General features: G+C 71.9%; 12 protein-coding genes and 1 riboswitch. Of the genes, 6 read left to right on the top strand and 6 right to left on the bottom strand.

Translation table 11 applies throughout. From position 1 onward, the window contains the following. Window positions 1-53 precede the first annotated feature (53 nt). Window positions 54-608: an SAV_6107 family HEPN domain-containing protein gene (locus AC3AGO_RS25245; RefSeq protein WP_487822520.1), complete on the bottom strand. Its 555-nt coding sequence runs from the start codon at window positions 606-608 to the stop codon at window positions 54-56. 210 nt (window positions 609-818) lie between these two features. Between AC3AGO_RS25245 and AC3AGO_RS25240 the strand changes: the two genes are divergently transcribed. The 4 genes from AC3AGO_RS25240 to AC3AGO_RS25225 all read left to right on the top strand — a co-directional run bounded on the left by AC3AGO_RS25240 (window position 819) and on the right by AC3AGO_RS25225 (window position 6219). Beyond that, entirely contained in the window at window positions 819-1673 is an 855-nt protein-coding gene (locus tag AC3AGO_RS25240; RefSeq protein WP_487822519.1) for an ATP-binding cassette domain-containing protein, read from the top strand. Then, window positions 1645-3744, top strand: a complete 2100-nt coding sequence (locus tag AC3AGO_RS25235; RefSeq protein ID WP_487822518.1) for a YhgE/Pip family protein — start codon at window positions 1645-1647, stop codon at window positions 3742-3744. The genes AC3AGO_RS25240 and AC3AGO_RS25235 overlap by 29 nt, the downstream gene beginning before the upstream one ends. A gap of 11 nt (window positions 3745-3755) precedes the next feature. Further along, window positions 3756-4397 carry a TetR/AcrR family transcriptional regulator gene (locus AC3AGO_RS25230; RefSeq protein ID WP_487822517.1) on the top strand — a complete coding sequence of 214 codons (642 nt, stop codon included), beginning with the start codon at window positions 3756-3758 and terminating at the stop codon, window positions 4395-4397. Window positions 4398-4755: 358 nt separating this feature from the next. Next, entirely contained in the window at window positions 4756-6219 is a 1464-nt protein-coding gene (locus AC3AGO_RS25225; RefSeq protein ID WP_487822516.1) for a phytoene desaturase family protein, read from the top strand. Window positions 6220-6301: 82 nt separating this feature from the next. Here AC3AGO_RS25225 and AC3AGO_RS25220 read toward each other — a convergent pair whose 3' ends face one another. The 5 genes from AC3AGO_RS25220 to AC3AGO_RS25200 all read right to left on the bottom strand — a co-directional run bounded on the left by AC3AGO_RS25220 (window position 6302) and on the right by AC3AGO_RS25200 (window position 10903). Next, entirely contained in the window at window positions 6302-7408 is a 1107-nt protein-coding gene (locus tag AC3AGO_RS25220; protein ID WP_487822515.1) for a hypothetical protein, read from the bottom strand. A 39-nt stretch (window positions 7409-7447) separates the two neighbouring features. Further along, window positions 7448-8365, bottom strand: coding sequence for a methylenetetrahydrofolate reductase [NAD(P)H] (metF, locus tag AC3AGO_RS25215; RefSeq protein ID WP_487822514.1), 918 nt, complete (start codon window positions 8363-8365; stop codon window positions 7448-7450). Window positions 8366-8489: 124 nt separating this feature from the next. After that, window positions 8490-9146, bottom strand: a complete 657-nt coding sequence (gene thiE / locus AC3AGO_RS25210; RefSeq protein ID WP_487822513.1) for a thiamine phosphate synthase — start codon at window positions 9144-9146, stop codon at window positions 8490-8492. A gap of 102 nt (window positions 9147-9248) precedes the next feature. Beyond that, window positions 9249-9614, bottom strand: coding sequence for an Rv2175c family DNA-binding protein (locus AC3AGO_RS25205; protein WP_487822512.1), 366 nt, complete (start codon window positions 9612-9614; stop codon window positions 9249-9251). 68 nt (window positions 9615-9682) lie between these two features. Continuing rightward, the gene (locus AC3AGO_RS25200; protein ID WP_487824806.1) at window positions 9683-10903 is read right to left on the bottom strand and encodes an NAD(P)/FAD-dependent oxidoreductase; all 1221 of its coding nucleotides are present in this window, start codon (window positions 10901-10903) and stop codon (window positions 9683-9685) included. 195 nt (window positions 10904-11098) lie between these two features. After that, window positions 11099-11210, top strand: a riboswitch (TPP riboswitch). On the opposite strand from AC3AGO_RS25200, the gene thiO reads away from it, so the two are divergent. Further along, complete coding sequence (thiO, locus tag AC3AGO_RS25195) at window positions 11208-12509, top strand: glycine oxidase ThiO (protein WP_487822511.1); 1302 nt, start codon at window positions 11208-11210, stop codon at window positions 12507-12509. It overlaps the preceding riboswitch by 3 nt. Then, complete coding sequence (gene thiS / locus AC3AGO_RS25190) at window positions 12506-12739, top strand: sulfur carrier protein ThiS (protein WP_487822510.1); 234 nt, start codon at window positions 12506-12508, stop codon at window positions 12737-12739. The genes thiO and thiS overlap by 4 nt, the downstream gene beginning before the upstream one ends.

The following is a 12739-nucleotide window of genomic DNA, read 5'->3' as shown; positions in this document are numbered from 1 at the left end:
GGGTGCTCCTCGGCTCAGGTGCGGGCAGGGCCCACCTTATTGCCTACGGGCCGTCATCCGGCACGAGGGCGGCGGCGCTCTTCGGAGGCCGCTTCGGGTGCCGGAGCGGCCGGGCGTATCCGGGAGGGCTCGGGCAGGTCCTCGTCGGCCGGAGCCACCCGCGGCCGGGGCAGCGCGGGCTGCGGGACCAGCATCCGCTCGACCAGCCTGAGGAAGACGCCGGTGTCCCGGATCAGGTCGTCGGCGTCCCGCCGGGTCGCGGCCCCGTGGATGCCGGCCTCCGCCCTGGCCCGGCGCTGTGCGCCGGAAGCGAACAGCACGCTCCACTCGGCCAGTTCGGGAGCGGCCTCCGGGAGGACCTCCCAGGCGCTGCGGATCTGGCGGCGGCGCCGGGCCGTGGGCTCGGGCCGGCCGCGCACGGCGAGCACCGCCGCCGCGGTGCGCAGCGCCGCCAGATGTGCGATGGCATACCGCTCGTTGGGCGTCTCCATCGCGGCGGCCTCGTCCAGCCCGTGCTGTGCCTGCGCCAGCAGGTCGAGCGCCGCCGGTGGTGCGGACGCGCGGCGGAGGACGGGGTGGACATCGCTGGAGCTGGAGGGGCTGTGCATCGCGGTCACCTCGCAGAGTCGTTCCGCTTGCGCCTTGCGGGCCACGGAATCGTCCGTATGTGCACATCGTGGCCCATGCCACTGACAATCCTCCTGACCTGCGCAAACACGACCCTCCGCGGCGGTGCGGGGCGGGGCGGTGACGGCGGCGGATCAGGGGTGCGGCATACTTTGAACTGACCGGTCAGTTCAAAAGACATGGGAGGGGCCATGGCCGAGGAGGAGGCGGACGCCGGCGGCGGCGTGACCGCCCTCGGGGTCCGCGTACACGCAGAGGACCTGGGGCTCAAGGGGCCGCGGGGCCCGGTGTTCCAGGGCGTCGGGATCGACGCGGAGCCCGGGTCGCTGATCGCGGTGGAAGGGCCCTCCGGTTCGGGCCGCACCTGCCTGCTGCTGGCTCTCACCGGGCGGATGAAGACCACCTCGGGACACGCGACGGTCGGCAGGAACCGGCTGCCCAAGCAGCTCGCGGCGGTGCGCCGGATCAGCGCGCTCGGCCCCGTACCGGGGATCACCGACCTCGATCCCGCGCTGACGGTGACCGAGCACCTGCGCGAACGGGTGCTGTTGCAGCGGCGGTTCGGCGCCTCGCTGCGCGCCCTGTTCCGGCCGCGCAAGGAGCGGGCCGCCGCCTCGCGCGCGCGGCTGGAGGCGGCGCTGGACGCGGCGGGCCTCGACCTGGACACGCTGCCGAAGGGGCCGCGCACCCACGTACGGCACCTGGAGCGCCTTGAAGCGCTGCGGCTGTCGGTGGCCCTCGCGCTGATCGGCGGTCCGCGGCTGCTCGCCGTCGACGACGTCGATCTGAAGCTCTCCGACAAGGAGCGCGACGAGGCCTGGGCGATGCTGCGGTCCCTCGCGCGGTCGGGCGTCACCGTGCTCGCCGTGTGCAGTGAGGCACCGGACGACGCGGTGACCGTCCGGCTGGAGAGCCGAAGCAGCGGCCGTACGGCGGACGCGGCGGACGAGGGCGCGACGGACCCGTCGGAAAAGAAGAAGACGGACACACCGGAGACGAAGAAGGGGGAGGCGGCTGATGCGCTCGCCGAGGCTGGCCGCGCTTGAGCTCAGGCGGTTCGGGAGGGGGAAGCTGCCGCGCGCCGCGATGGCCGCGATGCTGCTGCTCCCGCTGCTGTACGGGGCGTTGTACCTGTGGTCCTTCTGGGACCCGTACGACCGGCTGGACAAGATACCCGTGGCGCTCGTCAACGAGGACCAGGGCGCGAAGGCCGGCGGGCAGCAGCTCAAGGCCGGCGACGACGTCACGGAGGGGCTGAAGGACAGCAACACGTTCGACTGGCACCCGACCGACGCGGACGACGCGCGCAAGGGTGTCGAGGACGGGCGCTACTACCTGTCGCTGACCGTCCCCTCGGACTTCAGCAAGCGGGTGGCCTCCAGTTCGGGCGACAACCCGGAGACGGGTGCGCTGAAGGTCCGTACGAACGACTCCAGCAACTACATCGTCGGGCAGATCTCCCGCACGGTGTTCTCCGAGGTGCGGGCCGCGGCGTCCAGCAAGGCGTCCCGCAACTTCTACGACAAGATCTTCGTGTCCTTCTCCACCATCCACGGCGAGACCAAGAAGGCCGCCAAGGGCGCCGACGATCTCGGCGACGGGATCGGTGAGGCCAAGGAGGGCGCGGGCAAGCTGAAGAACGGCATCGGCGACGCCAAGTCGGGCAGCGGTGAGCTGAAGAGCGGCACCGAGCAACTGCACACGGGCGCCGGCAAGTTGGACAAGGGCGCCGGGCAGGTCGCCGACGGCACCTCGACCCTGGCGGAGAAGGTCAACGGGGTGGCGGGCAAGGTGCGCCCGTTCCTCAAGGACAACGGGGACGAGATCGGCACCGCCGCCAGTGACGTGGCGCGTACGAGCAAGACGCTCAAGCAGAACCTCGACAAGCTGCCGGAGACGGCGCAGAAGGCCGAGGACGACTCGCGCACCGCGTCCGAGACGCTCTCCACGCTGTACAGAACGCGCTGCGAGGGGAAGGTCAAGCTCGACCTGGACACCGATCTGGGCCCGTCCTGCGCGGACATGAAGAAGGCCGCGGACGCCGCGGCGACGACGGCCAAGGTGTCCAAGGACGTCAACGGCATCGTCAAACAGCAGAAGAACCTGGACGAGCTGGGCGCCGGACTGGACGACGTGCAGTCGAAGGCGAACGCCCTCGCGCAGCGCGCGCCGCATCTCTACCAGGACGTGGACACCGCCGTCGCGCAGATCAACAAGCTCAACAAGGGCGCGCACCAGGTGTCCAAGGGCGCGTCCGAACTGCACACCGGGCTGGGCTCGGCGAAGGACGGCGCGTCTCAACTCGACACCGGGCTGGGCAAGCTGGACAAGGGCGCCGGCACGCTGAACGGCGGGATGTACAAACTGGCCGACGGTTCCGGCAAGCTGGCCGGCGGTCTGCACGACGGGGTGAAGAAGATCCCCGACTACGACAAGCAGGAGCGCGACGACCGTTCGGGAGTGATGTCCGACCCGGTCGACCTGGCCTCGGGCAAGGCGCACTCGGCGCCCAACTACGGGACGGGCTTCGCGCCGTACTTCATCCCGCTCGCCCTGTGGGTCGGCGCGATGATCGCGTACATGCTGCTGCAGCCGCTGAACAAGCGGGCCCTGGCGTCCGGTGCGCCGGCCTGGCGGATCACGCTCGCCGGATGGCTGCCCGTGGCGGCCATCGGCGTCGCGCAGGTGGGCGCTCTGATGTCCGTACTGCACTGGGGGCTCGGGCTCGAACCGGTGCGCGGCGCGGGCACGTTGGGCTTCCTGGTGCTGGTGACGGTCTGCTTCACGTCCATCGTGCAGTTCCTCAACGCCAGATTCGGTCCGGCGGGGCGGATCCTGGTGCTGGCGATGCTGATGCTCCAGCTGACGTCGGCGGGCGGTACCTATCCGATCCAGACCAGTCCGGGCTTCTTCAACGCCCTGCACCCGTTCCTGCCGATGAGTTACGTCGTCGAGGGGCTGCGGCACCTCATCACCGGCGGTGAACTGTGGCCGGTGTGGCGGGCCTGCCTGGTGCTGCTGGCGTTCACCGTGGGGGCGCTCGCCCTGACGGCGGTCACCGCGCGGCGCAAGCAGGTGTGGTCGCTGGACCGGCTGCACCCGGAGATCTCGCTGTGACAATGGGTGCCATGCAGACCGGTAGCGGGACCCGCGCCCGCCGCAGCAACAGCAGGGACGCGACTCGGCAGAAGCTCTTCCAGGCCGCCGTCACCCTCATCGCCGAACAGGGCTTCTCCTCCACCACGGTGGAGGAGATCGCCGAGCGCGCCGGGGTGGCCAAGGGCACGGTCTACTACAACTTCGCCAGCAAGACGGAGCTGTTCGAAGAGCTGCTGCGGCACGGCGTGGAGCTGCTCACCGCCGACCTGCGGCAGGCCGCGGACTCCGTGGCCGCCGCGGGCGGCAGCCGGGTGGACTCGCTGGACGCGATGGTCAGGTCCGGGCTGGAGTTCATCGACCGCTATCCGGCGTTCACGCAGCTGTACGTCGCGGAGCTGTGGCGCACCAACCGGGCGTGGAACTCCACGCTGATGGTGGTGCGCAAGGACGCCGTCGCCGTCGTCGAGTCCGTGCTGCGCAGCGGCGTCGACGAGGGGGAGTTCAGCGCCGAGATCGACATCCCGCTGACGGCCGCGGCCCTGGTGGGGATGGTCCTGGTGGCGGCGCTGGACTGGAAGGCGTTCCAGCCGGAGCGCTCGCTGGACGATGTGCACGGGGCGCTGTCCCTGCTGCTGCAGGGGAGGGTGGGGGGCTGTGCGCGGCCCGAGTAGCCCGTAGGCCACCGGTCGCGGGCCGCGCACCCCCGTTCCCCCGTTCCCCGTTTTCCCCGTGGTCCGGGCCCCCGTTCCCGGATCCCCGTTGTTCCCCGGTGTCCCTGCCCCCGGCTTCCCCCCGGGACAGAAGCTCTCCTGGGGAAGAGCATCGGCGCCGGTTCCGCCGCCCCGTGCCGGCGGTGCCGGCGCCGTGCCCTTGCCGTGTCCATCACTCTGCCGTCTTTCCAGGTCGGGGCCTACCCGCTCGGCTACTCAACCGGCGATCTAGGTAGCCGTACTCAGTCCTGGGCAGCGGTACGCAGAGGAGCCGGGGCGGCACGCCGGCGCCGCGCGCGCTTCAGTAAGGTCGCTTCCCATGGCACGGATTGCGGTGATCGGCGCCGGGCTGGGCGCCATGGCGGCGGCGGCACGGCTCGCCGTGGCGGGACATCAGGTGGCGGTGTACGAGCGGACCGGCACGTACGGCGGTGCGGTGCGCCGCTTCGAGCGGGACGGTTTCGCCTTCGACACCGGCCCCGGGCTGCTCCATCTGCCCGCCGTCTACCGCGACTTGTTCGTCAAGACGGGCCGCGAACCGCTCGAAAAGTGCGTGGAGACGGCGCAGGTCGATCCGGCCGTACGGCACGTCTTCGCGGACGGCAGCGCGGTCTCCCTGCCGAACGCGTCCCGCGCGGGTGTCATCGACGCATTGGACGCCGCCCTCGGGCACGGCACCGGTGAGCGCTGGGCCGAACTGCTCGGCCGCGCGCGGGAGGTGTGGGACGCCACCCGCCGGCCGCTGCTGGAGGAGCCGTACGACGGCAGCGCGGCGGCGCGCGAGGCCGTGGCCCGTGACCCCTATCCGGCGCTGCGCGGAAAGGGCCTGCTGCGGCGCCGTACCCCCACGCTCGCCGAGGTCGCCAGGGACGAACTGCGCGATCCGCGGCTGGTGTCCCTGCTGGAGAGCCACGCGCACGCCTACGGCATCGACCCGTCCCGGGCACCGGCGAGCGCGACGGTGCTGGCGTACATGGAGCACACCTTCGGCAGTTGGTATGTGCGCGGCGGCATGCGTGCGCTCGCCGAGGCACTGTACGAACGCTGTCTGGCGCGCAGAGTGGAGTTCCATTTCGACGCCGAAGTGGTGCGCGTCCTGGAGAAGGACGGCCGGGCGGCGGGGCTGGAACTGGCCGGACAGCGCGAGGTGGAGGCCGACGCCGTCGTCCAGGCCGGCAGGCTGGAGGACGCGGACGCCGTGCACTCCGGCGTACAGACCGCCGGTGCCCGGCTGACCGTCCTGCTCGCGCTGCGGGGCGCCCGCCCCGAGGGCACCGCGCACCGTACGGTCGTGCACCCGGCACGCACTCCGGACCGGCCGGCGGCAGACCGGCCGCTGACAGGCCGGCCGGTGACCGTACTGCGGCCCGACGACCCGGCGTTGCGCCCTGACGGAGAGCACGAGTCCGCTGTCCTGACGGTGACCGTACGGCCGGAGGACGTGCCGGACGACAGTGCGGCCGGGCAGCTCGCCGACCGGATGGTGGCCGCCGCGGACGCGGCGGGACTGGGCCTGGGCGACCGTGTGCTGTGGCGCGAGGTGCGCACCCCGCGCGACAACGAGGCCGAGACACATGTGCCGGGCGGACTGGTGCCCGCGCCTGTGCTGGCCGGTGCGAAGGGCGTGTTCACGCAGGCACCCAACCGGCAGGACAGTGTGAAGGGCCTCTACCGGGCGGGCGGTTGGGCCCACCCCGGCGGCGGACTGGCACACGCCGGCATGTCGGGCGCGATGGTGGCGGGACTGCTCGTGGAGGGCGACGACTGGCGCGGCTCACAGTGAAGTGCCGGGCACCCCGCGGGGTGCCCGGCACTCGGTGGTCTGTGGACGGCGGCCTGCGTACGGAAGCCGGCAGCGCCGGCTGTCAGTAGCCGCCGCGCTGTTCGTCGTAGTAGTAGCCGTCGTAGCCGTTCTGGTACGGCGCGTACGGCTGTTGCGCCTGGGTGAGCGGGTCCGTCAGCGGGTCGGCGGGCGCGTCCGGGTCGCGCTGCTGCGGGACCCAGGCACCGTCCTGCGGGTAGTAGGCCTGCTGGCCGAACTGGCCGTCCGCGCCGTACGGAACGCCGTATCCGTCGGATCCGTATCCGTCCGGGCCGTAGCCGGTGCCGTACCCGTCGGTGCCGTAAGCGCCGGGGACGCCGTACTGCTGCTGCGCGGCGATGTTCCCCTGCGGGTCGAAGCTGACACCGCCCCCGTACGTGTCGTAAGCGGGGGCGTATTGGTCGTACTGGGCGCCGGGCGCGTACTGCTGGCTGCCGTCGAAGCCGATGTAGGGGTCGGAGTACGCGGCGTACTGCTGCGCGCCGTCGTAACCGGGAGCGCCGTCGAAACCGCCGGGCGCGTAGCCCTGGCCGTACGGCTGCTCCGCGTACATGCCCGGCGCGGCCGCGGAGTTGGCGCCGGTCTCGGCGCTGAGGGCGTATATCCCGTACGGGGACGTCTCGTCGGGCATCGGACCCGGCTGGTAGACCGGCGGGTCCTGAGTCTGCGACAGCGGCTGGAACACGGAGGTCTCGGCCAGGTCGCCGTCGTATCCGGGCAGGCCCTGGGCGCTGAAGCCGAGGGTGTCGGGGCCCTGCGCGCCGTATCCCTCGGGGCCGTCGGGGGCGAACCCCGCCTGCCCCTCGGGGGCGTGCGCCTCCAGGCCCGAGACGTGCAGCGCCGGCTCCGCCTCGGGGGGCGCTCCCGCGCCGCGGCGCCGCCGGCTGGCGCTCGGGATGCCCCCGAGTGCCCAGCCGGTCGAGAAGCCGCGGCGGTAGGAGAGCGTCACAAATGTCTGGCCGGTCGCGAAGGCGGCGATGCCCAGTCCGATCACTACGACGGACGGGATCACCGCCCCCGCGACCACACCCATGAAGCCGCCGAAGGCCAGCAGCCGCCAGCGCAGCCGCGCCTTGTACTGCAGCAGCACCTCGCCGAGCAGCCACAAAGCGACCACGCCGAACGCGATATAGAGGACCGCCCAGCCCATGTACGCCCCTCTCCCGCTGCCTTCGCCGGCCAGCTCACATCAGGACCGTTGCTTCAGTCCCAGATTGTCGTAGATTTCCAGTGACACCGGGGCCTGATTGAGAGTGATGAAGTGGAGTCCCGGGGCGTCCTCCGCCATCAGCTTCTCGCACATCTCGGTGGCCCAGTCGATCCCGACCGAGCGTACAGCCGACGGGTCCTCTTCGGCGGCCGTCAGCCGGTCCCGCAGATCCTTGGGGATCCGCGCGTTGCTGAGCTGGGCGAACTTCTCGATCTGCGCCAGGCTCGTGACGGGCATGATCTCGGGGATGATCGGCGTTTCGCAACCGGCTGCCTGGACGCTGTCACGCATCCGGAAGTAGTCGTCGACGCTGAAGAACATCTGCGTGATCGCGTAATCGGCGCCCGCCTTGCACTTGTTGACGAAGTGCTTGATGTCCGTGTCCCAGTCCTCGGACCGCGGGTGCATCTCGGGGAAGGCCGCCACGCCGACGGAGAAGTCCGCCGACTCCTTGAGGAGCTCGACGAGTTCGGCGGCGTAGAGGATTCCGTCGGGGTGCTTGACCCACTCGCCCATCGGGTCTCCGGGAGGATCACCCCGGATCGCGAGGACATTGCGGATGCCCGCCTCGGCGTACTGCCCGATGACGTTGCGGAGCTCTGCCCGCGAGTGGTTGACGGCGGTCAGGTGGGCTACGGGGGTCAGTGTGGTCTCGCTGCTGATGCGTTCCGTGTTGCGGACGGTGCCCTCGCGTGAGGACCCGCCCGCGCCGTACGTCACGGAGACGAACGTCGGCGAGACCGCTTCGATCTGCCGCAGCGAGCTCCACAGGGTGCGTTCCCCCTTCTCGGTCTTCGGAGCGAAGAACTCGAAGGAGTAGGACTTCTCGCCGGACGCGAGCATCTCGCTCACTGTCGGCGGTCGGTCAGTCCTGGTAGCTGAGATACCAAAGGCCATGTGTGCAGGCTAACGGCTGGAAGCCGATCGGGGGTGAGGCCGGGGCGTTACGTACCATCCGTCCGCCTTCGCACGCCCCCCACTGTCCACGGACTGGGACAGGAACCCCGTGCGCAGCAGATTTTCAGCGCGCGGGGCGCTCCCTCAGCCGCTTCGCGAATCCGGCCGCGGCGGCACCCGGATCGGCCGCCGCTGTGATCGCCCGGACCACGACGGCACGGCGCGCTCCGGCGTCCAGCACCTCGTCGAGATTGCCGGCGTCGATGCCGCCGATGGCGAACCAGGGGCGCTCGGGGGCGCGCGACGCGGCGTACCGCACCAGGGAGAGGCCCGGGGCGTGCCGGCCGGGCTTGGTGGGGGTGGGCCAGCAGGGGCCGGTGCAGAAGTAGTCGACGCCCGGCTCCGTGAGCGCGGCGTCGACCTCCGCCTCGGCGTGCGTGGAGCGGCCGATCAGCGGGCCGTCCCCGAGAACGGCGCGGGCCGCGGGCACCGGCAGGTCGCCCTGGCCCAGGTGCAGCACGTCGGAGCCGATGGCGTGGGCGACGTCGGCACGGTCGTTGACCGCGAGGAGCTTGCCGTGCCGGCGGCAGGCGTCGGCGAAGACCGCGAGGTGCTCCAGCTCCTCCCCGGCCTCCATCCCCTTGTCGCGCAGCTGCACGATGTCGACGCCGCCGGCGAGCACGGCGTCCAGGAACTGCGGCAGATCGCCCTGTTCCCTGCGCGCGTCGGTGCACAGATAGAGCCTCGCGTCGGCGAGCCGCTCGCGCGCGGAGTCAGTCATGCGAAGGGTCCCCCCATGCGGGGGCGTACGGTCCGGAGCTCGCGCTCCGGGCCGTACGCCCGGTGGATGTCAGATCTGGGTCTGCGGAGGTGCCGACGGCCGTCAGACGGCGAGAGCCTGTGCCCGGCGCTTCACTTCCGTCCCGCGATTCTCCCGCAAGGCGGTCACCGGGGCGCCGGGCAGGCTCTCGTCCTCGGTGAACAGCCACTCCAGCATCTCTTCGTCACTGAACCCGTCGTCCTGCAGCACCGTGATGGTGCCGACGAGGCCCTTCACGATCTTTCCTTCGCCGATGAAGGCGTCGGGCACCATCAGCACCCGGTTCTCTCCTCGGCGCACCGCGATCAGCTGGCCCTCCTTGACCATCTGGCGGACGCGGGTCACTTCCACGCCGAGCCGCTCGGCGGCGTCGGGGAGGTTGAGCCACGCAGGGACGAGAGCATCGGTCTTCGCGTCAATCTCGGTCACGCCCCAAGCCTGCCATCCCGGACTGACAGCCACTACCGGGTGTGCGGCGGCCGGGGCCTCCGGACCGCTCAGACGCGTACGGCCTTCTTCAGCGGGACGGAGGCGTCGGCCGCCAACTCCCGGTCCAGCGGGGCCTGCTGCTGGATCAGCTTCCTGCCCTGCGCCAGATCGCGCGGCCTGCCGACCGCCAGCACGGCGGCCAGCGCGCCGTCGCGCAGCCAGCACACCGACCAGGCCGGGTCGGACGGATCGCCGCGCCACAGCAGTTCGTCACTGGCCGAATGGTGCCCCGCGTACTGCACGAAACGGTCGAACTGTTCGGACCAGAAGTAGGGCACCGGGTCGTAGACCACGCCCTCCGCCCCGACGCCGGCCGTTTCCCCTCCGGCCGTGCTGCCGGTGTGCCCGTCGGTCTCCGCCAGCAGGTTCGCGGCGACGGCCCGCGGGCCCTGCAGCGCGTTGTCCCAGTGGTGCACGAGCAGCCGTTCGCCGTAGCGCGCGGAGGGGAAGGAGGCGCAGTCGCCGACCGCGTAGACGCCGGGTGCGGAGGTGCGCAGCCGGTCGTCCGCGCGGACCGCGCCGTTCTCGTCGAGTACGAGGCCGGAGTCCCTGAGCCAGCGCGTCGCCGGGCGTGCGCCGATGCCGATCACCACGGCGTCGGCGGGCAGCCGGGTGCCGTCGGCCAGGATCACGGTGCCCTGTTCGACGGCGGACACGGCCACGCCGGTGCGCAGTTCGGCGCCGGCCTCCTCGTACCAGCCGCGCATCGGCTCCGTGACCTCCGCGGGGAGCGCGCCGGGCAGCGGCCCGCCGGCCGCCTCGACGACGGTGACCTCGCAGCCCGCCGCGCGTGCCGCGGTCACGAACTCCGCGCCGATCCAGCCCGCGCCGACGACCACTATCGGGCTGCGCTCCTCCAGTACGGGCCGCAGCCGTGCCGCGTCGTCCAGCGTGCGCAGCAGGTGCACGCCGGGCACGCCCTCGCTGCCGGGCAGCGTGACGGGTTCGGCACCGGTGGCGATGACCAGCCTGTCGTACGCGACGTCGCCGGCCTCCGTCTCGACCAGGCGCTCCCGCGGGCGCAGTCCGGTCACGTCCCTGCCGAGCTCCAGGTCGACGTCGAGCTCGTCGAAGTCGATGTCGAACGCGGCCCCTTCGGCTTTGCCGAGCAGCACGGCCTTGGACAGCGGGGGCCGGTCGTACGGCTGGTGGGGTTCGGCGCCGATCAGCCGGACCGGTCCGGTCCAGCCCTGTTCGCGCAGTTGTACGGCGGTCTGCACGCCCGCCATGCCGGCACCGACGATGACGATCCGCTGCGGGGAGGGTTCAAGGCTCACGCGATCACTGTAGGACGGACGTCTTTACGGGCCCATGGCCGTGCACCGGCCGTGCACCGGCCGTGCTCCGGCCGTGCTCCGCCGGCAGGCGCCTCTTACAGGCGCCGAGGGACGCGCAGTAAGGTGGGCGGCGGCAACAGGCCACAAGCAGACATGCGCGGGAGCCCGGACGCACCGGGCTGAGAGGGAGGCTGGCGGCCTCCGACCGTATGAACCTGATCCGGGTCATGCCGGCGAAGGGAGGAGCGGTATCCCGATGCGCACCACCACGGCGCCCCGTACAGGGGCCGCACCGGACGTGCTCGTCATCGGCGGCGGGATCATCGGCCTGGTCACCGCCTGGCGCGCCGCACAGCGCGGACTGCGCACCACTGTCGCGGACCCGGCACCGGGCGGCGGCGCCGCCCGGGTGGCGGCCGGCATGCTGGCCGCGGTCACCGAACTGCACTACGGCGAGGAGACCCTGCTCTCCCTCAACGTCGCCTCCGCACAGCGCTATCCGTCCTTCGTGGCGGAGCTGGAGGAGGCCAGCGGACAGCAGACGGGCTACCGGGCGTGCGGCACGCTGTCCGTCGCGCTGGACGCCGACGACCGGGCCTTCCTGAAGGAACTGCACGCCCTGCAGCAGCGTTGCGGGCTGGAGTCCGAGTGGCTGACGGGCCGTGAGTGCCGCCGTCTGGAGCCGATGCTGGCACCGTCCGTACGGGGCGGGCTGCGCGTCGACGGCGACCATCAGGCCGATCCGCGCCGTCTGGTGGCGGCCCTGCTGATCGCCTGTGAGCGGGCAGGCGTGGACTTCCGGTACGCCGCGGCGCAGCGCGTCACCGTGTCCGGCGACAGGGCCACGGGGGCCGTACTGGACGACGGCACCGAACTGACGGCGGGCCAGACCGTCCTGGCGACCGGCTCGTACACCGGGCAGGTCGGCGGGCTGCCGCCGGGGCTGCTCCCTCCCCTGCGCCCCGTGAAGGGGCAGGTGCTGCGGCTGCGCGTGCCGGACGCGTACGCGCCGTTCCTGTCGCGCACCGTGCGCGCCGTGGTGCGCGGCGGGCACATCTACCTCGTGCCGCGTGCCGACGGCGAGTTCGTCATCGGCGCCACCAGCGAGGAGATGGGCTGGGACACCACCGTCACGGCGGGCGGCGTGTACGAACTGCTGCGCGACGCCCACGAGCTGGTGCCCGGTCTCACCGAACTGCCGCTCACCGAGACCTCGGCCGGGCTCCGTCCGGCCTCCCCCGACAACGCCCCGCTGCTGGGCCCCACCGCGCTGCCGGGCCTGCACGTGGCCGCGGGCCACTACCGGCACGGCATCCTGCTGACCGCCGTCACCGGCGACGTCATGGGCGAACTGCTCACGTCGGGCGAACTGCCCGAAGAGGCCCGACCCTTCACGCCGCAACGCTTCTCGGATCAGCACAGTACGCCGCAGCGCTTCACAGAACAGCACAGCACGCCGCAGCGCTTCCCGGATCAGCACGACGGCCCGCAGCACAGCGCCTCCCCGCACAGCGCAGCCCCGCACGGTGCACAGCAGCCACAGGAGCAGCCGGTATGACAGTCACCGCACCGCAGACAGAGCAGCCCGTCACCGTCTCCGTGAACGGCGAACCCCGCGAGGTCCCCGCGCAGTTCACCCTGGACCGGCTCGTCGCCGAGTTCACGAGCGCGCCCTCCGGGGTGGCCGCGGCCGTCAACGAGACCGTGGTCCCGCGTGGCCAGTGGCCGGGCCTGCGGCTGAACGAGGGCGACCGCGTCGAGATACTCACCGCAGTCCAGGGAGGCTGA

The organism is Streptomyces sp. BL1 (assembly GCF_057628045.1).
Note: the sequence above shows the minus strand (reverse complement) of the source record. Positions and strands in the feature narration are given on the sequence as shown.